This window comes from Dysgonomonas sp. 520 (assembly GCF_010501095.1).
Classification (GTDB): domain Bacteria; phylum Bacteroidota; class Bacteroidia; order Bacteroidales; family Dysgonomonadaceae; genus QVMP01.
This window is the reverse complement of sequence record NZ_QVMP01000001.1, coordinates 277,473-300,474: the sequence shown is the minus strand read 5'-3', so window position 1 is coordinate 300,474 and position 23,002 is coordinate 277,473. Positions and strand designations below refer to the sequence as shown.

The window sequence follows — 23,002 nt, the reverse complement described above, 5'->3', positions numbered from 1 at the left end:
TTAATTAGGCTTACATAACTCCTTACATATAACTCTAAAGATTAGGGTGAACTTTACTTCAAGGTTTTTAGAACAAGAAAAAAAATACTTCTCCGTACTAAAAAATACTGCATACAAGCTCTCAGTCACTCACTATGGAATACATAGGTCAGTATATATTCAAAAAGGGGCTATCTCACAATGAAAGCACCTTTTCTAATTTGTATCTGCCCACCTTTACACAGTTGTAGCCGACAAACTTCCTACTTTCTGCATATCGCTTAGAATACTCTGATCCAGCACTTTCGCGTATCGTTTTGTCATACTGATATTTGAATGCCCTAACATTTTAGCAACATTTTCCATACTAACACCATTCGCCAAGCACACGGAAGTCGCATAAGTGTATCTTGCACAATGTGTTGAAAGATTTTTCTTAATCCCGCATAAATCGCTAATTTCCTTGATATAAGCGTTCATTTTCTGATTGCATGGAACTGGCAGTAATACATTCTGTTTTTTACAGAGGGGATGATCCTTATATTTCTCGATGATAGACAAGGGCACATCTAATAGTGGAATATTACACATATTTTTCGTCTTTTGACGAGCTTTCCGAATCCAGTAGTTACCCTCTCTGTCCTTTGTAATATGTTCCGAAGATAGTTGCTTCACATCTATGAACGAAAGACCGGAGTAAGCACAAAAGACGAAAATATCACGTACCAAGTCAATACGAGGAATTTCAAATTTTTTATTTACCAGTATTTGAAGTTCATCCCAAGTTAGAAACTCACGATGTACTTCTTTCTCATGGAATTTAATACCTGCAAATGGATCTTTGTTTATCCATTCGTTAGCGATAGAACGATTTGTAATCTTTTTCAGGCACTTCATATAACGGATAACTGTGTTCTGTGCACAGTCTTTTTCTGTTTTCAGATAGAACTCAAAAGCCCGGATGAACTCTCCATTCACATCTTTGAGCGGAATATCTTCTTTGTCAAACTTGATTTTTATAAGTTCTGCCAAATAGCGTTTACAACTTTCGTAGCGACGTACAGTTATTAAAGCGAAGTCTTTCTCCACTAATTGCCGACATTGGTCGTTATGCTCCTGAATAGTAGCTATAAGGGTTTTGGGTGCTTCCTTTTCTTCCAGTCCAAAGAACTTATCACGGAGAATTATTGCCGTAATAGGTAAGCCTTCTTGTTTTAAATCAGCATGAATATTATACAACTTGATTCGGGCTTCTTCAATAAACTTGTTTAGGTCGTTTGATTTGCGGTCTTTACCGCGGGAACATTCTTTCGCCTGATTCCACAGGGAGGGACTAATACTTTTACGGATATTCGTTTCAGAGCGAACATTATTAACCGTAATTCTCATACATACAGAGGCTTCACCATTCTTCAATAGTTTTGTTTTCTTTAAGAAAAACAAAACACTAAATGAATTTCTTTCCATCATTTTTCTACTTGTTTTAAGTGATACAAAATTATGGAAAAGTGGAGAGAGTTTCGCTACGCAACAGGCTGACAGTCAATGCCAATTAAGGTCAAAAGGTGGAGATAAATATCTCCTGAGTTTGCTCCACCTTTTGCTCCACCAGAGTAGGTCGAAATTTGCTGTTTTTTGCGTAGTGGGTAAAAATGAAAACTCCCGATATTCGTTGAATATCAGGAGTTTACTTCTTTTTGCTTTCTCTAAAAGTGGTGCCACCAGAACGTTTTACCTTTTGGTAACTACCACATTTATAATATCTTATAGAGTGTCAAAACAACCGTGCAAATGAATGAACATAGTGCTTTTTTCGGCGTTTTGCCCGACAATGCTATTGTCATTTCCAATACGATACAAAGATACGAAAACTATCAGATATAACATATCTTATTTACCAAAACTTTCCTATTAAAAATCTGTAACTACAAATAGTTCAGAGTTAATTTCAGCAATAATTTGACTGGAATCACTATCTTTGCATCAGAAATTTAGAATAATAGCGGATTAATTCCGTTAGATATAACATAACGTTCGCTGAACGTCTCAATGTAGAAAACTGGTAATTTTCAAGAAAAGGAGACTATGGCGCAATGTTCATGCTATACGAAAGTATGGCGTGGGCTTGCACGTCTTCCTTTTCGGGTATACCAGTACCTCTACATTGAAGTGTGTGAGTTCCACGCTTCTTTTTGCGTGTTACTCTGGCGAACATAACAAGAGTAAATAACGCAAAGATTATCAACATGAAAAAAATTATCCTTTACATCGCTGCATCACTTGATGGGCGCATTGCAGAACCGGACGGTGGTATCGAATGGCTTTCCGAATTTCCTATTACCGAAAAAATGAATTATGGCTACAAAGAATTTATGGATTCGATTGATACGATTATCATGGGTGGCCGCTCTTGGCGTGAATTATCAAATATGGATGCGATGGGTGCGTATGCGGACAAAACAGTTTATGTGGTTTCTCATCATGATTGGGGAGAAAAAGAAAATATTAAATTCATTACGGAAAATGTAATTGAACATATTGATGACCTACGTAATGAGTCGGGAAAGAACATTTGGCTATTTGGCGGTGGTGAATTGGTTTCAATGTTGCTTGCTGCCGATTTGGTTGACGAAATGCAGATAGCTTATATCCCCGTTGTTCTAGGCAAAGGAGTTTCTTTATTTCCCGAACAACCTAAAGAATCAAAATGGAAATTGCAGGATAGTACAAGCTATAAAAATGGAGTTTTGAAAACGGCCTATATTAAAAAGTTAGCAAGATAGGAAAAGTCCTAAATCTGTTTTCACCATACCTTTGCAGCAACAAATAAAAGAAATGAGTATGACAAAAACAGAACGAGTTACAAGTGTTATCCTGGCGGTTATCCTTCTGCTAACCGTTGCCAACAGTACATGGTATTTTCTGGGCATTGCCAAAGTTAGCGTTGTTCAATGGCTTGTTTTCAATGCATGTGCTCCATCGAGTATTGCTTTCCTGCTGGGGTTAATCTTTTATTTCAGAACAAAGAACAAAATATGGCTTACAATCGCCATTGTGCCGATGATGTTTTTCGGAACAATGGGCTTGTTTGTCTTTCCGTGGAAAAGTGGAATTGATCTTTTGCCCCAATTCTCCCATATCACTATGACACTCAATATCGTATTGGGTTTATGGATTACATTAAAAGACAAAGATTACAAGGCTTTAGGAAACGGATTATTAACAAGCGTATTAATAGGAATTCCTTTCATCGCATTCACTCAGGATTATTGTCGTGAGCATGCGGATGAAGTAATGAAAATTTTAGGAATCTAATTTCAGAAAATGATATGAAACAACGAATATCGACCATAGAGGAATATCAGAAACAGATCAATATCATTGTGGAGTATATCAACAATCACTTGGATCAAACCATTGATTTGACAAAATTGGCTGAAATAAGTCATTTCTCTCCCTATCATTTCCACCGTATTACTCGTGCGTTTATGGGAGAACCTATCGGAGCTTATATCGTTAGGGTTCGGTTGGAAACTGCTGCCTGTTTGATTCGGTATACCGATATGTCTGTTGCCGAAATCGCTTACCGTGTCGGCTACGATGTTCCTGCATCTTTATCAAAAGCATTCAAACAACAATATGGTATTTCGCCGACAGAATACCGTACCAACAAAAATTTTACCATTATGAAAGCAGAAAAGAAAAATATACAGTTAAAGATAAAATCCCCCAAAATATTGAATATTAAAGCCAAACAAGTCATTTACATTAAACTCACAGGCGAATACGGAAGCCTTGACTTTTCCGGTTCATGGCAACGTTTGTGGCAATTCGTCAAAGAACATAAGCTCTTTACTTTCGGAATGGAGCATATCGCCATTTATCACGATGACCCAAAAGTAACAGAGGGTAATAAACTCCGCACCGATATTTGTCTTGTCATTAAAAAAGACGTAAAGCCACAGGGCGATATTGGAGTAAAAGAAATCAAAGAGGGAAAGTTTGCTGTGTTTCATTATCAGGGTTCATACAGCAATTTGGATGCCGTTTACGATACGATATATGCTCGTCTGCTTCCCGAAAACAACTTGAAACTTCGGGATTACCATTGCTTCGAAAAGTATCTGAATCACCCTGACAGGACAAGACCCGAAAAGTTAAAAACTGAAATCTATATTCCTGTGGAATAAGATAGTATCTTTGCATTTTATTAACGGATAAATGAACCCGCTAAACGAAACGATCACAAATGAACTAAAGCAACATGAGATAGAATTTATCCACTTTGTTGATATCTCCGGTTTGGCAGAAAAGCAAAATCGGGGATTTTCGTCTGCTATACTATTTGGCGTTAAATGCTCTCCCGAATACCTGAAAAGAGTCAGTGACAATCCTAATTATGTGTCTGATATGGTTGCCCGCAACTATTTCGATGACGACGAGCATTATGTTTATGAAATGGGCATGTACCGCATATCCGACCTGCTTGCAGAGTTAATTGAAAAGAACGGTTACAAAGCCTATTCACTTTCGGATGCCAACCAAATAGCAACAAGTAATTTTGATGGGATGTTTGGTAAAACAATGCTTCCATTAAAGACATTGGCTACTCATGCCGGATTGGGTTGGATTGGTAAGAACAACTTGTTGGTAAATAAAGAATATGGTTGTTGTCAAACATGGGGTGGAGTATTAACTGATGCACCTTTGAATGTAGTCTTGAAAAACCCGCCCGTTGTCCAATGTGGCAACTGCCAAACTTGCTTGGATGTTTGTGAACCCCATGCCTTGCAGGGTGCTTCTTGGCAATCAGATATACAACGCGAAGAAATGATTGATGTCGATAAATGCACTACTTGTTTGAAGTGTATGGTGCATTGCCCGTGGACACAACGATATATGAAAAAAGAATTATAAGTAGAAACAACATGAACAAAAAAGAAGTAATTTTCGTACTCTTAAACGAGTTTGCCGATTGGGAAGGAGCTTATATTTCCACCTGTTTGAATATAGGAGTAAAACCGGGAGGCCCAATCAAATACACAGTGAAAACCATGTCTGTAACCAAAGACCCTATCCTGTCGATAGGCGGCTTCAAAGTATTACCCGACTACGACCTGAACGATATGCCGGAAGACCATGCGGGATTAGTATTGATTGGCGGCATGCATTGGTTTTCGCCCGAAGCAGCGCAAATTGTTCCGCTTATAGAAAAAGCCGCTGAAGAGAACAAGTTAGTTGCCGGAATATGCAATGCTTCGGTATTTCTCGGAGCCTGTGGCATTCTCAACCATGTGAAGCACACAAGCAACGGACTGGACTATCTGAAACAGTATGCCGGAGAAAAATATACTGGCGATGCCAACTATATCAACGAACAAGCTGTCAGAGACGGCAACATTGTTACTGCCCCCGGAACGGCTCCATTGGAGTTTTGCCGTGAAATCCTGTATGTATTAGATGCGGATGCGCCTGAAATTATAGAAGAGAGCTATCAATATTATAAAAATGGGTTCTTGCCGAAATAATATATATGTATAAAGAATATCCACCCAACCTACATTTACAGCATTTGATAGAAACCTATTGGGTTGCCGATGGATTGATTGAGAATGCAATCGCACAGCGGATTCTACCCGACGGTTGTGTGGATATTATCTTTGATTTCGGAAGTCACTCCGTACAAACCGGATTGCCCAAATTGGTTGGTACAATGACCTCTTTATTGGAAATCTCCTATCAGCCGGGACGGGTGCGGATGATGGGAATCCGCTTTGCGCCGGCAGGGATCACCGCATTAACCCGTATGCCCGTCTCCATGATTACCAACCAAAACATAGAACTACCTCTCACCGAAACGCTGTTTGATAACAGTTTCTATGAGCGATTGCCCGACATGGAGTGTATGCAGGAACGCATTAATTATATCAATGCCTATTTTCTGGCACGTATGTATAAGTTATACCTGCCCGACCGGCAAATCAGACATGCCGTTTCTCTTATTCAAAGCAATAACGGCCTTTTGTCTGTCAGTAAAATAGCCGGAGAAGTATGCCTGTCGGAACGACAATTCGAACGTAAATTCAAAACAACCATCGGTATAACGCCCAAAACATTCAGCAATATCATGCGCTTCCGCTCCGTCCGCAGATATATGGAAACCCATCCCAATGAAAGCATGTACGAAATAGCTATTGCCTGCGGTTACCACGATCATTCACACATGAATAAAGAGTTTCAACGATTGGGAAGTATCTCTCCGTCAGAACACGCCGTATAGAATGTCGGTTTTTTACACGAAACAGATCAAACAACTATTGTATTTTTGTACTTAAAAAAATGAAAGTCATGGAATATCAAACTCTATCTCCCAATATCGGCGTAAAGAGCGTCGATGAAACAGTACAGTTCTATACCGAGACATTAGGTTTCAATCTGATTATGAGTGTTCCCGCTCCAACCGGAAGCTTGCAATGGGCCATGGTTGCTAATGGCGGAACAACATTTATGTTTCAGGAAATGGATAATCTAACCGAAGAGTACCCACAGTTAGCCGGTCGCCCGGCATTGGGTATTATGACCTTTTATGTAAAGATGAAAGGCATGCAAACACTATACGAAAAGCTTCTGGGAACAGGATCTATCGCCAAAGAAATGCATAAAACATTCTATGGAGCAGACGAGTTCGCCATCTTCGATAACAACGGACATATCCTGACGATAACGGAAGATACAGTAGAACCTACCGCAATTAAAAACTACGATAACTACTTCCTGCCAGCTAACAATTATCAGGAAAGCGTACATTTCTATGCCGAAGTACTGGGATTGGAAAAGAAATTCGAGTTTGCAGAGCAAGGTATGGTAGCCTTCAAGGTCGGTAACGAAGAGCCGGCAATCATCCTAAAAGATAAAACCAAGATGCCGAACACAATACCTGCCATTTGGATAGAGGTTGAAGACACCAAAGCAGTTTACGAAAAGATGAAAGCCAAAAGCATTGTCTTTCTATCCGAACCATTTAAGATACGGACAGGTTGGGCGGTAGAATTAAACGACCCGTCGGGTAACAGATTGGGGTTTACAGACTATAAAAGAGATTAATAAATTAAAAACAGAACAAACATGAAATTCAGCAACGTAAGACTATTAGTCAAAGACTATCGCAAATGTTTCAATTTTTACACTGAGCAGCTTGGCTTAGAGGCCGCCTGGGATATCGGAGAATGTTATGCCAGCTTCAAAGTAGCCGACGGCATAGAGGGCCTTGCCTTGTTCACCTCCGACTATATGGCTCCCGCTGTTGGCAATGCCGACAAAACACAACCCACAGGTTATCGCGAGAAGTCCATGATCTCCTTTGAAGTAGAAAATGTAGACGAGACCTATCAGGCATTCCAAGCAAAAGGACTTCAATTCATCAACGAACCCACGGATATGCCCGGCTGGGGAATGCGTGTTGTCCACCTCTACGATCCGGAAGAGAACCTGATAGAGTTCTTTTCTCCCCTGAAAGCGGATGGAGCACCTGTATGAAAATAGACCACATAGCCGTTTGGGTAGATGATATTGAAGTGATGAAGGAGTTTTATCTCAAATACTTCGACGTTAGTTGCAACGATAAATATATCAATCCAACAAAGAAATACACCTCTTACTTCCTGACCTTTAACGAAGGAGGAGCACGTATTGAGCTGATGAACCGTCCGGATGTTATCGAAAACGACCAACTGCGCTATATGCTTAAAGGATTGGCGCACATTGCCCTGACTGTTGGAGGAAAAGAGACTGTCAATAACTTGACCGAACATTTCCGAAGAGATGGTTACACCATTGCAAGCGAACCACGCACTACCGGCGATGGCTATTATGAAAGTGCGGTGTTAGATCCTGAAGGCAATTATATCGAGTTATTAGCAGAATGATTATGAAAAAGAAAGACGGAGATTATAGAAAAACTGTTTTAGAAGATACAAAGGCAACGATCATTGCCTTAGAAAAACAAGCATTAGCGCTCTGGAACAATGGAAACCCCGATGGCTTTTTAGATTTGACATCTGAGGACGTTGTCTATATCGACCCTGCCTTCGAGCGCAAACTGGAAGGCAAAAAGGCGTTGGAAGATTATTACAACACGGTCAGAGGTAAGATTAAAATCGACCAATACGAAATGATAAACCCAACCGTGCAACTGTCGGCAGACATGGCAGTCCTCACATACAATTATGCCGTTCAAAGAGATGCCCTAACATTCAGAATGAGTTGTACGGAAGTCTATCAATTGGATACTTCTAATCAGTGGAAAATCATACATACACATTGGTCTTTTATCCAACCCAATTGAGAATTTAGAACAGATGAATGCCGATTTCATAAACATAACACCCGATAACCTTGCCGACGAACATCTATGCTGTATTATTCGTAGCAAAGTAACTCATCCGGGTATAGTCAACCTACTAATTACATAATTTATCTGTAACTTTGCAGCGTATGTCAACAGATAAGACAAAGGATTTTCTATATAAGTTACTTACAGACCCTCATTTCAGGATTTGGAGGCATACACTCTTAATCGTCACATTCACTTTTGTTGCCATAGGCCAGTCTCTGATTGTATTTGGCGAACACATATCAGACATCAGCAACAATACCCTTTATTGGTTTGGAGCGCTCAACGTTATCGGGTTGGGCGGTTTGGTCTATTTTAATCTGATAGTTCTTACTCGCCGTACACTGTTAAAACGCAAGTATGCAGAATATCTTCTTTGCCTGTTTGCAGCCATTTCTCTCTATCTGTTTATCAAAGGAGCAATAGAATTACAGATACTCAATGATATAGGCGTAGATAGAAAGTTCAACGGTGTGATGCTGTTGGATGGACTTTCGAACTTAATGATCTACGCAATTTGTATTGCCGGCGGATCGATTTCGGTACTCTTTGGGCAATGGACGAGTGATACCGAACGGATAACCAACCTACAAAACAGGCAGTTGAAAAGTAGCGTTGAGAAACTGAAAAATCGAATCAATCCTAAGTTTTTATCGAATACACTCGATTATGTGATAGCAAAAATAAAGACCAATGCAGAGGAAGTGCCCGACATACTACTTCGATTGAGTAAAATATTGAGGTATGGTTTGTACGACTGCATGCGGGAAAAGGTTTTATTGAAATCGGACATTGAACATATAAACAGCTATTTGTCGCTGAATCAGCTTAGCTCTAAAAATAAGTACACGTATTCTATTATCATTACAGGCGACACGGGCATTTTTATTGCGCCTTTCCTCTTTATGCCTATCGTTCAACGGATTCTCGAACAGCAGCCTACCGATGTTCTGTTGAAGTTTGATATTACCGATACAAACATTGCTTTTGAATGTAAGGTGCAGGGAACCGATCTAGCCGACTGTGAATTGTCAGAAGAGGAACGGCGGTTAGAGATGTTTTACGAAAAAGAGAGCATCAGAGAAAAGGGATTTGTTAAATACAGTTTGGAAAGATGCTGAAGAAGATAAATGCCATATTGCCCGATTTCCTGTTGATGCCAAAGTATAGACTTCTCAGGCATGTGATCTTGCAAATTGTAATACTGACCACAACTATCAATATATTTTGGGACGAGCCCGATCAGATTTTACAAGGCAGGTTATTACCTTGGATTATTTACAGTTTGCAGGTAAGCTTTATCATCTACCTGAATATGTATTTGCTGGTTCCACGATTGCTGATAAGGGGTAAAACCATCTACTACTTGTTGGCGCTCTTCTTTATTGTCTTCGGGTTTAATATGCTTTTCTCGGTTGGCGCTTTGCAAGATATATCTTCCGACAATCAGTTTGCTGTAGTATTGTTGGAATCGGTTTCCGCTTTTATCGCCTTCTTTGTCTTTTATATCGGAATGACCGCCATACAACTATTTAAGTACCACGTCCAAAACAACCGGAAAATAGGCGAACTGGAAAACGCGACAACAGCCATCGAACTAGCTAACTTACAGAACCAGATTAATCCGCATTTTTTATTCAACACCCTTAACAACGCTAATATTCTGGCAGATGATGCCGAGAAATCGACCTACATACTTCAGACACTCAACGACCTGTTGCGTTATCAAACTCAGGGGGAAGCTAAAGGCGAGGTCAAACTGTCTGATGACATAGCCTTTCTGAACGATTACCTGAGCCTTGAAAAGACACGTCGCGACAGGTTCGATTATACAATCAGCACCGAAGGCGATTGCAATGTAAATATCCCTCCGCTGTTATTTATCCCTTTTATAGAGAATGCCATAAAGCATAATCCCGAAAGCGATTCGTTCATCCATATCTCTTTCCTAAGACAAGGGGAAAAGCTTCGCTTCAAGTGCGAAAACCCCAAAGCCAAGCTGGCACGGGAAAAGAAAGAGGGTGGAATCGGACTGAAGAACATCAGAAAGAGGTTGGACTTGCTGTTTGGAAAAAATTACAAGCTAAACCTGCGAGACGAAAAAGAAATATACACTGTAACACTGGAATTTAAGATATGAAATGCATTATAGTTGATGACGAGCCCATTGCCCGTCAGGGAATCAAAAAACTGGTAGATAGTATAAGCCTGTTGGAACTGCTAGGTACTTTTGAGAGTGCGCAAACCGCAGGCGAATTTATGAAAGAGAATGTGGTTGATTTGATTTTCTTGGATATAAAGATGCCCGGCATCAATGGAATCGACTTCGCCCGGAGCATTCATAAAAATACGCTGATAATCTTCACAACTGCCTATTCCGAGTACGCACTCGACAGCTACGAGGTAGATGCAGTTGATTATCTTGTAAAACCGATTGATGCGGCCAAGTTTCGCAAGGCTGTGGAAAAAGCAGTTGCCTACCACTCCCTATTGCTGGATGAAGACAAGAAAAGCGTTGAAAACGTTGAGGACGAATGCATCTTTGTAAAGTCCGACAGGCGGTTCTTCAAAGTAAACCTGAAAGACATTCTCTTCATAGAAGGGCTGAAAGACTATGTTATTATCCAACTCGACGGCGGACGCATCATTACCCGCATGAATATAAAGAACATACACGATCTGCTTCCAAAAGACATATTCTTGCGAATAAATCGTTCCTACATCGTCAACCATAAACACATCGACTCTTTCGACAACAACGATGTCTTTATCAAATCCCACGAAATAGCCATTGGGAACTCATACCGGGATGCTTTCTTCGAGGAATTTATGAAAAATAAGACATTGGGGTAGGTGTTTTTAGAATAAATAAATAACCCTCTCTATCAACTATGCCTGTTTTGGATACTCCTATCCGAAACAGGCATTTTCCTTTTCTCTACAAATCAACCTCTTTAGTCTACAAACGAGGCACATCCGTCTCAAATAAAAAATCAGCCATACAAAGCACTGTATTTTCGCAGTATAATTATAAAATATACAGCGAAAATGGAAACAACAGTATCACATTCAGAAACAGTAGGCAGATATAAAAAGCCCGCTTTGTTCTTTATTCTATCTACCCTTATCCCGTGGGTGTTTTGGTTTGCAGCTGGGAAGATAAGTTGGATAGAGCCTTATCAGGATAAATTTCTTCAAATAGCAAGCATACTGGCTTGTATCGGGTTGTTGTCCCCTTTGGGTGTAGTATATTGGATGACCCGCAAAAACAGAATCTTAAGAAAAGACATCTCAAAGCGCTTCTTCAATTTCAGAGATATAAAGCCTGCCTATGCTCTCGCAACTTGCCTGATTATGCCTATCAGTATCATGCTGGCAATGGGTATTTCTCTGCCTTTTGGGTATAGTCCCGAACAGTTTATCATTACTGGCAACTTCACTTTTTCATCGGGCATTTTTCCCGTTTGGTTTCTGCTGATACTTGCGCCTGTTATTGAAGAATTGGCTTGGCATTCTTACGGGACAGACAGTTTGCGAAGCAAATTTAATTTGTTCAACACATCGCTTATATTCGGTGCTGTTTGGGGAGTTTGGCACATGCCGCTTTCAACGATAAGGGATTACTACCAGAGTAATCTCGTACTTGAAGGTTGGATATATGGGTTAAACTTCTTGATAAGCATTATCCCATTCGTCATTTTAATGAATTGGTTGTACTACAAAACGGGACGTAATATTATTGTTGCTATTGTCTTTCATATCACAGCCGGATTTTTCAATGAATTATTTGCTCCGCACCCTGACAGTAAAATCATTCAGACAGTGTTGCTATGCGTTTTGGCAACAGTTGTGGTGCTAAAGGATAAGAAGTTCTTCTTCGATAAAACGATAAATAATTAACATACATATTTCACTAAACAATTAATAGATCAAGGTTATGAAGAAAATGATTATTACAGCGATTTTCGCTATTGGTTCAATGTTCGCAGTAACAGTAAATGCACAAACGAGTACTTCATTCGGGGTAAAACTCAACGGTAATCTCTCTAATGTGGAAGTATCTAACCTGCAAAATGGAAGCGATTCTTTCAAACCCGGAGCTTCGCTCGGCGGTTTCGCAAAAATCGAGTTCGGAGAATATTTTGCCCTGCAACCAGAACTACTGTTCAGTTATACGGAACGAAAAATAACCACAGCAGGTGAAAAAACGAGGTTCAAATACGCTTCGGTCGAGATTCCGGTGTATGCAATGGGGCAGTTCAACATTGGTCGAGGCAAACTGTTTGCCGGTATCGGGCCGAATATCGGTTATGGATTCAGCATAGATTCCAAAACAGAGAAATTGCTTGATTGGGAAGAAGGTGTAAATAAATTGGAATTGAGCCATTGGTATATGGGTGGTGGTGTTCTGGTGGGTTATGAGTTTCACAACGGCATATCCATTAATGCCGGATACAAATTAGGATATGATTTAAGTTCCAAAAACAAAGTATCGGGAGCAGATACACAAACGATAAGTTTGGGTGTAGGTTATCGCTTTTAACCATCCCTCGCATTTGCCATATTAAGCCTTTGGATAACCTCCGGAGGCTTTTTTAGTTAGAATGTCTCTAACCCTTCGTCTACAAACTATGCATTTCTGTCGCAGAAAGAATGCGGTTCGTATCATAAAATCCAAGTGCCTGTCTTTGGAAAGTACTTTTGAACCGGAATCAACAATCAATAAAAACATATTACGATGAACAAGCAGGAAGTAGTAACAAAAGTGTCGCAGCTATCAGGAGTAGAATATTCTGATTGCGACAAAGTGATCGAAGCGTTAGAATTGGTTTTGAGTGAAGAACTGGAAGCCTCGAACGGAATAAGAAAGGCATTCGGTAAAGTACATAAACTCATGGACTTTTTAAAGAAATAAAAATCAGTAACAACTCTATAAAATACATCAATCATGAAACAATTATCTATCTTCCTATGGCTACTCATTAGCATTTTGTTTTCAGTCAGCGCATCGGCGCAAGACAATAAACCCGTACAAACGATTCGTGGAACGGTCATCGACCATGCTTCGGGCAGTCCACTTCCTTATGTCTCGGTCGGATTGTTGGACTTGCCCAGCATTGGCACAACTACCAACGATGAAGGGAAATTCGAAATAAAGAACGTATCTGTCGGTCGCCATGACTTACAGGCTACATTTGTAGGCTATGAACCTGCCGTTTTTCGTGAAATCATGCTGACTTCGGCAAAGGAAATCTATCTGGAAATCCAACTGAAAGAAAGCGTTCTGCAATTAGACGAAATAGTTATCCGTCCCCGCATCAATAAAGAAGAACCCTTAAACAGTATGGCCCTCTCGGGCGCACGTATGCTTAGCGTGGAAGAAGCCAGTCGTTTCGCAGGAGGCATGGACGATCCTGCTCGTTTGGTCAGTTCGTTTGCCGGAGTAACATCTGCCGTAGGAAGCAATGGCATATCGGTACATGGAAACGCGCCGAGCCTGCTCCAATGGCGATTGGAAGATGTAGAGATACCCAATCCGAACCACTTTGCGGATGTATCTTCTTTGGGTGGAGGTATGTTGTCTTCATTAAGTAACAATGTATTGGGAAATTCCGATTTCTACACCAGTGCATTCCCTGCCGAATTTAACAATGCCGTTTCCGGTGTGTTCGATATGAAGATGAGGAACGGCAATAGTCAGAAGTTTCAACACACCCTGCAAGCCGGAGTGCTTGGATTGGATGTCGCTTCGGAAGGGCCTCTTAGCCGTAAGCACAACGCTTCGTATTTGTTCAACTATCGCTATTCAACTACTGGACTGATGAACAAAGTAAGCCCTGCTGGAGACTTGGAGCAGGAAATGGACTATCAGGATTTGAACTTCAGACTAAACTTCCCCACTAAAAAGGCGGGTGTTTTCTCGGTATGGGGAACGGCATTGATCGACAAAATCAAGCCCGAAATTAAGACACCCGAAGAATGGGATTACATGGATGATGCGAAAGATTCGCGTATGAAGCAGACTTCTGCCGCAGCCGGACTTAGCCATCGTTATTTCTTAAATAATGGCGGACTACTCAAAACCACGCTTGCCACTACTTATTCGAAAACCGATGCGTGGGAAAGCATCTATGACAACAATATGAACTCCTCGCCCTTTCTTGATTTCAAAAGTCAATATACAAACCTCGTCCTGACCTCTTCTTTCAACAAGAAATACAGCACGAAGCATACCAATAAAACTGGAATCACATTTACAAACATGAATTATGATATGGACTTCGACCTGGCTCCTTTCTACACCGAGTCATTGGAGCGCATCTCAGAAGGAAAAGGCAATACCAATCTGATTTCAGCTTATACCTCTTCGCTATTCAATATCAGCGACCGTCTTTCTGCTACTTTAGGCTTGAATGGACAACTCCTCACATTGAACAACAGTTGGACGATAGAGCCCCGTGCCTCAATCAAATGGCAAGCATCCGCACGAAGTTCGTTCGGTTTTGCTTACGGACTACACAGCCGCATGGAGAAAATGGACGTCTATTTTGTAAAAATGCAGGCAACAGGGAATGAGTTGGTTAACAAAGACCTCGACTTCACCAAAACTCATCATGTTTCGTTGTCTTACAATTACAGAATATCCGATGATATGAACCTGCGGGTAGAGCCTTACTTCCAATACCTGTACGATGTTCCTGTGATAGCCGACAGTTCTTACTCCGTGCTTAACCGCAGCACGTTCTATGTGGAAGACGCGCTGGTAAACAAAGGAAATGGACGCAACTACGGAGTGGACATTACGTTCGAGAAATACATGACCAAAGGCTTGTATTATATGGTAACGGCTTCCGTGTTCAACTCGGAGTATTGCGGCGGCGATGGTGTTTGGCACAATACGAAATTCAATCGCAACTATGTCATCAACGGATTGATAGGCAAAGAATGGATGATGGGTCGTAACAAGCAGGATGTGTTAAGTATCAACCTGAAACTGACGATGCAAGGCGGCGACCGTTATTCGCCCATAGATGAAGCGGCAACCTTAGCCCATCCCGATAAAGAAACACAGTACGACGAAACAAAGGCTTATTCCAAACAGTTATCGCCCATGTTTCTTGCCAACTATACCCTCAGTTATCGCATGAACCGAAGTAAAGTGTCGCACGAGTTCGCCGTAAAAGGCATGAACGCTACAGGATACAAGGAATATTTCGGGCATGAATATAATCTGAAAACGAGTGTGATAGAGCCAAGACGTTTGAAGAACGCAATCTTTAATGTGACCTACAGACTTGATTTTTAATACATTTTTATCATCGAATGACTTATAAGCAGGATATGCTCAAATCGAAATTGTATAATTTTCTGATTGCTCCAAAATACAGGATATGGAGGCATATCCTGTTTGTTTTGGCATTTGCATTAATTTCATTCAGGCAGACATCTTATATCTTTCGGGATAAAATAGATATAGTTCAGGATTATATACCGCTTCTCAGCTTGATAACCCTGACGGTGTATTTAGTGTCGTTGTATGCAAATATCTATTTTTTAGTACCCCGCTATTTGTTAAATAAAAAGTACAAACGATACCTGCTGAGTGTCTTCGCTATCATATTTATTCAAATAGCATACTTACTTATCATGGAATATGTTGTACGGAACGAGTTGGGATTACCTCATAAAATTCCGGTGTATAACCTATTTACCTTTATCCAATGCATACCCAGTTCTACCATAAATCTGATGTGCATACTGGGGACATCAGCCACAGTTCTGTTCAAAAGACAGGCAATGGAAAATGAATGGATAACCAGAATAGAACAGGAAAATATCAAATCAGAATTAGACCGGCTGAAGGAGCAACTCTCGCCCGACTTCCTTTCTAAGATACTCAATAAGACTTCGGTATTGGTTACGACCGATCCAAAGAAAGCTTCCGATATGCTAATGAGGCTCAGCGGGCTATTGCGCTATCAACTCTATGACTGCAACCGCGACCGGGTATTGTTGAGTGCCGAAGTGAACTTTATGAGAAGCTATCTGGAATTGGAAAAGATGTACAACAGCCGCTTTGAATATGAATTTACCGTTGACAAGAAGCTCAAAGACATCTTTATCCCTCCGATGCTCTTTATCCCGTTTATCCAGCATGCCATCATGCGAATAGAAAACTCGGATGAATTCATTTCCATGCATGTAAGTTTTACGCCCGAAAAGAACGCTCTGTTATTTATCTGCCGAACTTCAAACAAGGTATTGATATCGGAAGTTGAACTTTACGCGATAAAAAAAAGATTAGACCTGATTTATCCCGACGAGGGCTATTTCCTGTCCGTAGTCCATAACGAGGCAAGGCTTCAACTTAAAGATATAACTGTATGATGACGAATCAATCGAATGAAAAAACGATATTGCATTATCTGAATGATAAGAAATATCATATTCACAGGCATGTATTATTGCAACTATTTGCATTGATTTACGCTTCGGATGTTTTTTGCGCTGTTCCGGGAAAACTAAGTTTCTCCATAGGTGCCTTTTGGGCATTCATTGGAATGTATCTTATTTTTTGTCTGACGGTTTATCCCAATGCATATATTTTGGTTCCACGTTATCTGGCAAAAGGGAAAATAGTTAAATACATAATATCGGCTGTGATTCTTATTATTATATGCTTGTTTGTTATGGCTGTCATTTTAGCCCTGTTTGAGAAACCAAATACCGGGGTTCTGAAAATTGTCCCGTCGCGCAATATACTTCAAATCATGATGATTATGCTGCCGTCCGGATTGACCATTGGATTGCAGATTATTGCTGTAGCAGCATTTATGTCGTTCAAAAAATGGCTGGAAGATAATAAGCGGGCAGATGAACTGAAAGCCGCCACACTGACTACGGAGCTTATGTTTCTGAAAAGCCAGATCAACCCGCATTTCCTCTTTAATATGCTGAACAATGCTAATATTCTGACGGAAGATGATCCTGATCAGGCTTCACTGATATTGGTAAAATTAGACGATCTTCTGCACTATCAGATGAACGACAGTACGCGCGATAAGGTTTATCTGAGTGCCGATATATCCTTCCTTCGCGACTTTCTTGATTTGGAAAAGACCCGCCGGGATGATTTTAAATACACGATATCGAAAGAGGGAAATACAAGCAATGTACAGATAGCCCCTTTGCTGTTTATCCCCTTTGTCGAGAATGCGGTAAAGCATAATTTCGACAGTAGAGGCGACTCATTCGTGCATCTATCATTCACGGCAAGAGATGGCAGATTGGTATTTACCTGTGAGAACTCTATTCCACAGGAAGAAATACCCCGAAAAGTTGGTGGTTTAGGTCTGGCAAACATCCGCCGCCGTTTGGATTTATTATACAAAGACAATTACACATTGGAACAAACAAAAACCGATACTGTTTACTCCGTCATATTAGAATTAATGTTATGAAATGTATTATTGTAGATGACGAGCCTATTGCTCGCAAAGGAATAAAGAAGTTGATCGAGCAAATTCCGCAACTGGAACTGCTGGATAGTCTCAACAGTGCAAATGCGGCATCCACCTACATGGAATCAAACCAGGTCGATTTGATATTCCTTGATATTCAGATGCCGGGAATAAACGGAATCGAGTTTGCCCGGAGCATACCCAAACATACGCTGATTATTTTCACAACGGCTTATTCAGAGTATGCACTTGATAGCTATGAAGTCGATGCTGTCGATTATCTGGTAAAACCGATTGATCCGGCTAAGTTCCGTAAGGCGGTAGATAAAGCGATCATCTACCACTCTCTGCTACTGGATGAAGATAAAAAGAGTGTGGAGGATGTAGAAGACGAATGTATCTTTGTAAAGTCAGACAGGCGGTTCTTCAAAGTAAACCTGAAAGACATCCTCTTCATCGAAGGATTAAAAGACTACGTCATCATCCAACTGGACGGGCAACGTATTATTACCCGTATGAATGTAAAGAACATTCACGATCTTCTCCCCAAAAATACATTTCTGCGGATAAATCGTTCCTATATCGTAAACAAAAACTGCATAGATTCTTTCGACAACAACGATGTATTCATCAAGAAACATGAAATCGCCATCGGTAATTCGTATCGGGATGCTTTCTTTGAGAAATTTCTGAAAGGGAAGTCGGTGTGAGAAAATATTCTTCTAAATAGTATTTCTTAAATGATCTCGTAGCTTTGCCGCGAGGTCATTTTTCTATTAGATTAATCTTCTTTCTTCTCCTAAATATGCACTACAATCCTTTCTATACAAACGAGCTGTTTCTGTCTACAAATTAGTCTTATCTGTCTCAAATAAGAACCAGACTTTTCAAAACTATATATCTTCGTAGTGTATTAATCGAAGTTATAAAACATATTGTATATGCACCAGTTTACTTCCAATCTGAAAAGAGAAATAGATACCAATATTGAGCAAATAGAATGCTCGGAAATCAGTATGATTACAAAGTCTTTTGAGGTTTCATGTATGCTTACCGAAGCAGTCAATCAGTTAAAATCATTTATTTTATCATACAGTTTTAAGGACGATGAAGAAGAAATATTCTTTTTCAAAGAAACAAAACCCAGACTTTGTTCTCGTTTGATATACTATCGAAAAGTCTATAACATTGAGATAAACCGTCCGGCTGGAGTTGAAAAACAACGGGAGTACCTAAGCGAAATGCTAAATGATATAAACAGGTACAATCATAAACGTCTCGATTTTATACGCTATTACCGTTCTGGCTCATCAAATTTGGATTCACTCTATTTCCTACGTGGTCAGACAAATGCAGAACAATATCTGGAAACATTTCGCCATGAATTTGACCCTAATTTTTCCACCAACTGTGATTTTAAGGTTGCTAAAATATTAGCAAATGATATGCTTTCCGCTTATTTAATGGACGAAATAGAACTACTTACAGACAATGGGATTAAGATTTTTACCAACGGTTTTCCTGCCACCAAAATAACATGGATGGGAAGTAAAGCGGAATTACAGGAACAAATCTTCTCATGGGACAGTGCAGGAATATTCGGAAAAGTACCACAAACACAACTGTTTGACTATATCCAGAATGTCTTTAATATCCAATTAGACCGTAACCTCTCACGAAGTTTCGATGACCTAAAAATACGGAACACCCCTACGCCATTTCTTGATAAACTAAGAAACGCCCTACTACGGCGTATGGGAAGAAGATAACCGATACCGATGTCGGTATTTTTAATAGAACGCCCGATTTTGATGCTAATTTAGGTCAAAATCGGGTGTTTTAGCGTATAATCCGCATTATACCGACCTTTTCTAACTTTTCTCTCCCCGCTTTTTGACGGAAAACACATTTTTAATTCACTATAAACAAGCGAATTGGAAAATATTTTCAAGAAAAGTCATACCGACCTCGTTAGCGACTATTGAGAAACACCCGAACTTTGCAGTAAATCAACAAGTTGCAAATATGAAAGTGATAACAATAGAATCGGAAGCATATAAAAAACTGGTACGGAAAATTGAGTGTATCCATTCCGATATAAAAAAACAGGCGAAAGAAAATGCCGATCCACATCCCGATCCTTCAGAAGTTTGGCTAAACGATCAAGATGCCGCAACCATGTTGCAGATAAGTAAACGGACGATGCAACGGCTACGCAGTAACGGAGAAATAACCTACTCCATCCGAGGCGGTAAAGCGTGGTACACATTAGCAGAGGTTAAACGTCTGTTGCCGGGACGTGTGGTAAGAAACGATAAAAAGGAAGGAGGTAGCCATGAGTGAGGAAGACGAAGGATTGAGAGATTGGATGCGGGAATGGTTCGAGCAATTCATGGGGCGTTTCGACCGACTGGATAAGTTTATGGATATAATGAGCGGACGGCATAATGTATTAAATGGCGAACGGCTTTTGGATAATCAGGACTTGTGCCAACTGCTGAATGTGAGTAAACGCACTTTACAGCGTTATCGTTCTGCGGGTGAATTGACCTACATCACTATCCATCACAAGATATTTTACACAGAGAAAAACGTAGAGAAATTCATCCGTGACCATTTCGCCAAAGGAGATAATGACAGTGAAACGGAACTTGAACCTGAATCATCCGATTAGCTTTTCTGATTTATCCATTGTTAAGACCCCGTGCTGTCGCGAGATAGAGCGGGGTTTATCATTATAAAGAGGTAGAAACAACAGCTAATTCTCCATTATATGCTATTTTTGCAAAAGAATTTATTTAATAAAGATATGGCAGAAGCCTTTAAGAACTTTTATAATGTACAGTTTTTCGATAAATTTACGAAAGAACTGAAACTTGTTATCAATGATTTAGACGAACGCAAGTTTGTTTCGCTATCTATGGACAACGAGTGGGAAAACAGAGAGTACAAACAACGTATTGCTCACATAGCAACTGTTCTGAAAAAGTTTTTGCCAACGGACTACAAAGACGCTATCGCCAAGATATTGGAACTGCTGGATCATGTAGAAAAGGAGCAGCCCCATATCGGAGTAATTGACGATACGAAATTCACTCTCACTTTGGAATATGGCGCAATATTGGATAGTTACATAGAACAGTACGGACTGGACGATTACGAAAACTCTGTCAAAGCGATTGAAAGAATAACCCAGTTTACGAGCTGTGAATTTGTAACTCATCCGTTTATCGTCAGATATCCGGACAAGATGATGAAACAAATGCTGATCTGGTCGAAGCACGAACATTGGGGAGTAAGACGGCTTGCATCGGAAGGTTGCCGTCCACGCCTTCCTTGGGCGATGGCTCTGCCGGATTTGAAGAAAGACCCTATGCCAATCATCCCTATTCTGGAAAATCTTAAAAATGACCCAGCGAAATCGGTTCGACTGAGTGTAGCCAATAATCTAAACGATATTGCCAAAGACAATCCCGAAATAGTGATCGAACTTGCAAAAAAATGGCATGGAGAATCGAAAGAAGTGGATTGGATCGTTAAACACGGCTGCCGGACACTCTTAAAACAGGGTAATCCCGAAGTGATGGAATTGTTCGGATTGGGTGGTGTAAAAAATATCAGCATTGAGAGCTTTCAAATTTCAACCCATCAAGTTAAAGTCGGGGACTCATTGGAGTTCTGTTTTAACCTGCTGAACAACAATGACAAAAAGGTTAAAATACGCCTTGAATATGGGATTTACTACCAAAAAGCGAACGGAACATTAACCAAGAAAGTCTGCAAAATCAGCGAAAAAGAATACACTGCAAATTCAGCGATACGAATTAATCGTAAACATTCTTTTAAAGTGGTAACAACCCGAAAACTTCATCCCGGACTTCATCAGGTTGCTGTAATAATCAATGGAACCGAATTTGAAAAATATGACTTTGAATTAGTTGAATCATAATATCAAAAAATCCAAAGACACTAAAAAAGGCGGATGCTCCGCCTTGAAAACCGTTTCCGGTTCAGTTATGAATGTCGGAACACGTAACCGCTATCGAACCAGTAGTCGGTCATAAACAAATCGCGGGCGAATTTTTCATAGTCGAAATACGTTTTCGCAAATTCCGGCAGGTCGTAGCATTCTTCAACGACTTCATACGCATAATCTTCTTCATCTTTGTATGCGCCCTGAAAGTCATCCTCGAAAGAGGAAATCAAGTCGTTTATGTCTTTTGAATCGAGGTCGTGGCTTTCGTGATTCAGCCATACCTCGAATGCCTCTTTTTCACCCATATTTTCTACGGCTTCGATAATTTCAAAGATGTTATCGGACAGCCAGCTTTCACCTATTAACCCGGAGGGTATATATTCCCAATCCTGAAACATTAATTCCGGGTCTTCCTCATCCTTGTGTAACTCGCGGCAAGCCTCGTAAAATTCTTCTTTATCGGAATAATCCGAAAGGTCTAACCACTTACCGAAAATTGAACCTTCATTATACTTAGCGTAAGTTCCTACATAAATCCGTGCTTCTGATATATTTTCCATAACCTTAATTTTTAATCGGCATCTGCCGGGTTGATTTTTTATTCAGGTGCATTTCCGGTGTAGGGATTAGGGCAGTCAAGTATTCACGGATAAAATACTACCCTGAACTTATACAGTGTGGAGATTTTTCGCGTGAACCTGTAAGGCTTGTACTTTACTGCCCGTTAAGATTCCGTAAACACCTTTGCGCCATGATAGAAAATAACCTGCCGGGGTAGTTGCCGTATGTATTAAGGTGGAAAATGTAAGAAGCCGGATTTTTAATGCTTACGCCTATGAATGATGGTTCTTATTTAATGATGTGGTTTCCTGTCTTAACCGATAAGGAAGATAAAAGATGCTGCCGTTTCAACTGGACGAAAGAAAGAGCCGTAGGTAGCATAAGATTGGGAATATCCCGATATATAGGGGAAAACAATGCCGCTTAATATATAGATGCGAGGCTTTGATATGGACGAAAAAAAGGCATCCGAAGCCTTGCCCCGGATGCCCACCACTAAAAGATCAATGTTAAACGACTATTCCGAATCGTAAAACAAAGTCTTTCAGTGGCAAAGATACGATTAAGCGAGAACAGTGCAAAATTCATTTTAGCATTGTCGAGCGTGAGTATCTTATGAAAAGATAATGAAGA

General features: G+C 40.2%; 27 protein-coding genes and 1 pseudogene. 26 read left to right on the top strand and 2 right to left on the bottom strand.

Annotated features, from left to right (window positions below; genetic code table 11):
* Nucleotides 1-216: 216 nt before the first annotated feature.
* The gene (locus D0T56_RS01325; protein WP_163318341.1) at nt 217-1,446 is read right to left on the bottom strand and encodes a site-specific integrase; all 1,230 of its coding nucleotides are present in this window, start codon (nt 1,444-1,446) and stop codon (nt 217-219) included.
* 779 nt (nt 1,447-2,225) lie between these two features.
* Between D0T56_RS01325 and D0T56_RS01320 the strand changes: the two genes are divergently transcribed.
* From D0T56_RS01320 to D0T56_RS01205, 25 genes and pseudogenes are all read left to right on the top strand, one after another.
* Complete coding sequence (locus tag D0T56_RS01320) at nt 2,226-2,762, top strand: dihydrofolate reductase family protein (RefSeq protein WP_163318329.1); 537 nt, start codon at nt 2,226-2,228, stop codon at nt 2,760-2,762.
* A gap of 58 nt (nt 2,763-2,820) precedes the next feature.
* Nucleotides 2,821-3,294 carry a hypothetical protein gene (locus tag D0T56_RS01315; protein WP_163318328.1) on the top strand — a complete coding sequence of 158 codons (474 nt, stop codon included), beginning with the start codon at nt 2,821-2,823 and terminating at the stop codon, nt 3,292-3,294.
* 14 nt (nt 3,295-3,308) lie between these two features.
* Nucleotides 3,309-4,169, top strand: coding sequence for a GyrI-like domain-containing protein (locus tag D0T56_RS01310; protein WP_163318327.1), 861 nt, complete (start codon nt 3,309-3,311; stop codon nt 4,167-4,169).
* A 31-nt stretch (nt 4,170-4,200) separates the two neighbouring features.
* Nucleotides 4,201-4,896 (top strand): 4Fe-4S dicluster domain-containing protein, encoded by a 696-nt coding sequence (locus D0T56_RS01305; RefSeq protein WP_163318326.1) that lies wholly within the window; start codon nt 4,201-4,203, stop codon nt 4,894-4,896.
* Between the two features lie 11 nt (nt 4,897-4,907).
* Nucleotides 4,908-5,507 carry a type 1 glutamine amidotransferase family protein gene (locus tag D0T56_RS01300; RefSeq protein ID WP_163318325.1) on the top strand — a complete coding sequence of 200 codons (600 nt, stop codon included), beginning with the start codon at nt 4,908-4,910 and terminating at the stop codon, nt 5,505-5,507.
* Between the two features lie 5 nt (nt 5,508-5,512).
* Entirely contained in the window at nt 5,513-6,259 is a 747-nt protein-coding gene (locus D0T56_RS01295; protein WP_163318324.1) for a helix-turn-helix transcriptional regulator, read from the top strand.
* Between the two features lie 68 nt (nt 6,260-6,327).
* Complete coding sequence (locus tag D0T56_RS16680) at nt 6,328-7,083, top strand: VOC family protein (RefSeq protein ID WP_255490961.1); 756 nt, start codon at nt 6,328-6,330, stop codon at nt 7,081-7,083.
* Nucleotides 7,084-7,104: 21 nt separating this feature from the next.
* Nucleotides 7,105-7,515, top strand: a complete 411-nt coding sequence (locus D0T56_RS01285; RefSeq protein ID WP_163318323.1) for a VOC family protein — start codon at nt 7,105-7,107, stop codon at nt 7,513-7,515.
* The gene (locus D0T56_RS01280) at nt 7,512-7,904 is read left to right on the top strand and encodes a VOC family protein (RefSeq protein WP_163318322.1); all 393 of its coding nucleotides are present in this window, start codon (nt 7,512-7,514) and stop codon (nt 7,902-7,904) included. The genes D0T56_RS01285 and D0T56_RS01280 overlap by 4 nt, the downstream gene beginning before the upstream one ends.
* Nucleotides 7,905-7,906: 2 nt before the next feature.
* Complete coding sequence (locus D0T56_RS01275; protein ID WP_163318321.1) at nt 7,907-8,323, top strand: DUF4440 domain-containing protein; 417 nt, start codon at nt 7,907-7,909, stop codon at nt 8,321-8,323.
* Between the two features lie 13 nt (nt 8,324-8,336).
* A pseudogene (locus tag D0T56_RS01270) lies at nt 8,337-8,429 on the top strand (GNAT family N-acetyltransferase); the annotation flags it as partial.
* A 43-nt stretch (nt 8,430-8,472) separates the two neighbouring features.
* Nucleotides 8,473-9,492 carry a histidine kinase gene (locus tag D0T56_RS01265; RefSeq protein WP_163309331.1) on the top strand — a complete coding sequence of 340 codons (1,020 nt, stop codon included), beginning with the start codon at nt 8,473-8,475 and terminating at the stop codon, nt 9,490-9,492.
* Entirely contained in the window at nt 9,486-10,511 is a 1,026-nt protein-coding gene (locus tag D0T56_RS01260) for a sensor histidine kinase (RefSeq protein ID WP_163309332.1), read from the top strand. Before D0T56_RS01265 ends, D0T56_RS01260 begins: the two co-directional genes overlap by 7 nt.
* Nucleotides 10,508-11,224: a LytTR family DNA-binding domain-containing protein gene (locus D0T56_RS01255; protein ID WP_163318320.1), complete on the top strand. Its 717-nt coding sequence runs from the start codon at nt 10,508-10,510 to the stop codon at nt 11,222-11,224. Before D0T56_RS01260 ends, D0T56_RS01255 begins: the two co-directional genes overlap by 4 nt.
* Nucleotides 11,225-11,419: 195 nt before the next feature.
* On the top strand, nt 11,420-12,271 hold the full coding sequence (locus tag D0T56_RS01250) for a CPBP family intramembrane glutamic endopeptidase (RefSeq protein ID WP_163318319.1): 852 nt from the start codon (nt 11,420-11,422) through the stop codon (nt 12,269-12,271).
* A gap of 37 nt (nt 12,272-12,308) precedes the next feature.
* Entirely contained in the window at nt 12,309-12,914 is a 606-nt protein-coding gene (locus tag D0T56_RS01245; RefSeq protein ID WP_163318318.1) for a porin family protein, read from the top strand.
* A 195-nt stretch (nt 12,915-13,109) separates the two neighbouring features.
* Complete coding sequence (locus tag D0T56_RS16575; RefSeq protein WP_185153809.1) at nt 13,110-13,286, top strand: hypothetical protein; 177 nt, start codon at nt 13,110-13,112, stop codon at nt 13,284-13,286.
* Nucleotides 13,287-13,319: 33 nt separating this feature from the next.
* Entirely contained in the window at nt 13,320-15,677 is a 2,358-nt protein-coding gene (locus D0T56_RS01240; protein WP_163318317.1) for a TonB-dependent receptor, read from the top strand.
* A gap of 17 nt (nt 15,678-15,694) precedes the next feature.
* On the top strand, nt 15,695-16,759 hold the full coding sequence (locus D0T56_RS01235) for a sensor histidine kinase (RefSeq protein ID WP_163318316.1): 1,065 nt from the start codon (nt 15,695-15,697) through the stop codon (nt 16,757-16,759).
* Nucleotides 16,756-17,832: a sensor histidine kinase gene (locus tag D0T56_RS01230; RefSeq protein WP_163318315.1), complete on the top strand. Its 1,077-nt coding sequence runs from the start codon at nt 16,756-16,758 to the stop codon at nt 17,830-17,832. Before D0T56_RS01235 ends, D0T56_RS01230 begins: the two co-directional genes overlap by 4 nt.
* On the top strand, nt 17,829-18,542 hold the full coding sequence (locus D0T56_RS01225; RefSeq protein WP_163309340.1) for a LytTR family DNA-binding domain-containing protein: 714 nt from the start codon (nt 17,829-17,831) through the stop codon (nt 18,540-18,542). The genes D0T56_RS01230 and D0T56_RS01225 overlap by 4 nt, the downstream gene beginning before the upstream one ends.
* Nucleotides 18,543-18,773: 231 nt before the next feature.
* Complete coding sequence (locus tag D0T56_RS01220; RefSeq protein ID WP_163318314.1) at nt 18,774-19,601, top strand: RteC domain-containing protein; 828 nt, start codon at nt 18,774-18,776, stop codon at nt 19,599-19,601.
* Between the two features lie 256 nt (nt 19,602-19,857).
* On the top strand, nt 19,858-20,175 hold the full coding sequence (locus D0T56_RS01215) for a helix-turn-helix domain-containing protein (RefSeq protein ID WP_163318313.1): 318 nt from the start codon (nt 19,858-19,860) through the stop codon (nt 20,173-20,175).
* The gene (locus D0T56_RS01210; RefSeq protein WP_163318312.1) at nt 20,168-20,506 is read left to right on the top strand and encodes a helix-turn-helix domain-containing protein; all 339 of its coding nucleotides are present in this window, start codon (nt 20,168-20,170) and stop codon (nt 20,504-20,506) included. The genes D0T56_RS01215 and D0T56_RS01210 overlap by 8 nt, the downstream gene beginning before the upstream one ends.
* A gap of 135 nt (nt 20,507-20,641) precedes the next feature.
* On the top strand, nt 20,642-21,781 hold the full coding sequence (locus D0T56_RS01205) for a DNA alkylation repair protein (RefSeq protein WP_163318311.1): 1,140 nt from the start codon (nt 20,642-20,644) through the stop codon (nt 21,779-21,781).
* A 65-nt stretch (nt 21,782-21,846) separates the two neighbouring features.
* On the opposite strand, the gene D0T56_RS01200 is transcribed toward D0T56_RS01205, so the two are convergent.
* Nucleotides 21,847-22,368 (bottom strand): antirestriction protein ArdA, encoded by a 522-nt coding sequence (locus D0T56_RS01200; RefSeq protein ID WP_163318310.1) that lies wholly within the window; start codon nt 22,366-22,368, stop codon nt 21,847-21,849.
* Between the two features lie 263 nt (nt 22,369-22,631).
* Between D0T56_RS01200 and D0T56_RS01195 the strand changes: the two genes are divergently transcribed.
* Complete coding sequence (locus D0T56_RS01195; RefSeq protein ID WP_221412319.1) at nt 22,632-22,796, top strand: hypothetical protein; 165 nt, start codon at nt 22,632-22,634, stop codon at nt 22,794-22,796.
* Nucleotides 22,797-23,002: the final 206 nt, after the last annotated feature.

Excerpts from the sequence above, each read along its gene's own strand:
- D0T56_RS01325 (WP_163318341.1), bottom strand. The coding sequence starts at position 1,446 with ATGGAAAGAAATTCATTTAGTGTTTTGTTTTTCTTAAAGAAAACAAAA.
- D0T56_RS01320 (WP_163318329.1), top strand. The coding sequence starts at position 2,226 with ATGAAAAAAATTATCCTTTACATCGCTGCATCACTTGATGGGCGCATT.
- D0T56_RS01315 (WP_163318328.1), top strand. The coding sequence starts at position 2,821 with ATGACAAAAACAGAACGAGTTACAAGTGTTATCCTGGCGGTTATCCTT.
- D0T56_RS01310 (WP_163318327.1), top strand. The coding sequence starts at position 3,309 with ATGAAACAACGAATATCGACCATAGAGGAATATCAGAAACAGATCAAT.
- D0T56_RS01305 (WP_163318326.1), top strand. The coding sequence starts at position 4,201 with ATGAACCCGCTAAACGAAACGATCACAAATGAACTAAAGCAACATGAG.
- D0T56_RS01300 (WP_163318325.1), top strand. The coding sequence starts at position 4,908 with ATGAACAAAAAAGAAGTAATTTTCGTACTCTTAAACGAGTTTGCCGAT.
- D0T56_RS01295 (WP_163318324.1), top strand. The coding sequence starts at position 5,513 with ATGTATAAAGAATATCCACCCAACCTACATTTACAGCATTTGATAGAA.
- D0T56_RS16680 (WP_255490961.1), top strand. The coding sequence starts at position 6,328 with ATGGAATATCAAACTCTATCTCCCAATATCGGCGTAAAGAGCGTCGAT.
- D0T56_RS01285 (WP_163318323.1), top strand. The coding sequence starts at position 7,105 with ATGAAATTCAGCAACGTAAGACTATTAGTCAAAGACTATCGCAAATGT.
- D0T56_RS01280 (WP_163318322.1), top strand. The coding sequence starts at position 7,512 with ATGAAAATAGACCACATAGCCGTTTGGGTAGATGATATTGAAGTGATG.
- D0T56_RS01275 (WP_163318321.1), top strand. The coding sequence starts at position 7,907 with ATGAAAAAGAAAGACGGAGATTATAGAAAAACTGTTTTAGAAGATACA.
- D0T56_RS01265 (WP_163309331.1), top strand. The coding sequence starts at position 8,473 with ATGTCAACAGATAAGACAAAGGATTTTCTATATAAGTTACTTACAGAC.
- D0T56_RS01260 (WP_163309332.1), top strand. The coding sequence starts at position 9,486 with ATGCTGAAGAAGATAAATGCCATATTGCCCGATTTCCTGTTGATGCCA.
- D0T56_RS01255 (WP_163318320.1), top strand. The coding sequence starts at position 10,508 with ATGAAATGCATTATAGTTGATGACGAGCCCATTGCCCGTCAGGGAATC.
- D0T56_RS01250 (WP_163318319.1), top strand. The coding sequence starts at position 11,420 with ATGGAAACAACAGTATCACATTCAGAAACAGTAGGCAGATATAAAAAG.
- D0T56_RS01245 (WP_163318318.1), top strand. The coding sequence starts at position 12,309 with ATGAAGAAAATGATTATTACAGCGATTTTCGCTATTGGTTCAATGTTC.
- D0T56_RS16575 (WP_185153809.1), top strand. The coding sequence starts at position 13,110 with ATGAACAAGCAGGAAGTAGTAACAAAAGTGTCGCAGCTATCAGGAGTA.
- D0T56_RS01240 (WP_163318317.1), top strand. The coding sequence starts at position 13,320 with ATGAAACAATTATCTATCTTCCTATGGCTACTCATTAGCATTTTGTTT.
- D0T56_RS01235 (WP_163318316.1), top strand. The coding sequence starts at position 15,695 with ATGACTTATAAGCAGGATATGCTCAAATCGAAATTGTATAATTTTCTG.
- D0T56_RS01230 (WP_163318315.1), top strand. The coding sequence starts at position 16,756 with ATGATGACGAATCAATCGAATGAAAAAACGATATTGCATTATCTGAAT.
- D0T56_RS01225 (WP_163309340.1), top strand. The coding sequence starts at position 17,829 with ATGAAATGTATTATTGTAGATGACGAGCCTATTGCTCGCAAAGGAATA.
- D0T56_RS01220 (WP_163318314.1), top strand. The coding sequence starts at position 18,774 with ATGCACCAGTTTACTTCCAATCTGAAAAGAGAAATAGATACCAATATT.
- D0T56_RS01215 (WP_163318313.1), top strand. The coding sequence starts at position 19,858 with ATGAAAGTGATAACAATAGAATCGGAAGCATATAAAAAACTGGTACGG.
- D0T56_RS01210 (WP_163318312.1), top strand. The coding sequence starts at position 20,168 with ATGAGTGAGGAAGACGAAGGATTGAGAGATTGGATGCGGGAATGGTTC.
- D0T56_RS01205 (WP_163318311.1), top strand. The coding sequence starts at position 20,642 with ATGGCAGAAGCCTTTAAGAACTTTTATAATGTACAGTTTTTCGATAAA.
- D0T56_RS01200 (WP_163318310.1), bottom strand. The coding sequence starts at position 22,368 with ATGGAAAATATATCAGAAGCACGGATTTATGTAGGAACTTACGCTAAG.
- D0T56_RS01195 (WP_221412319.1), top strand. The coding sequence starts at position 22,632 with ATGCTTACGCCTATGAATGATGGTTCTTATTTAATGATGTGGTTTCCT.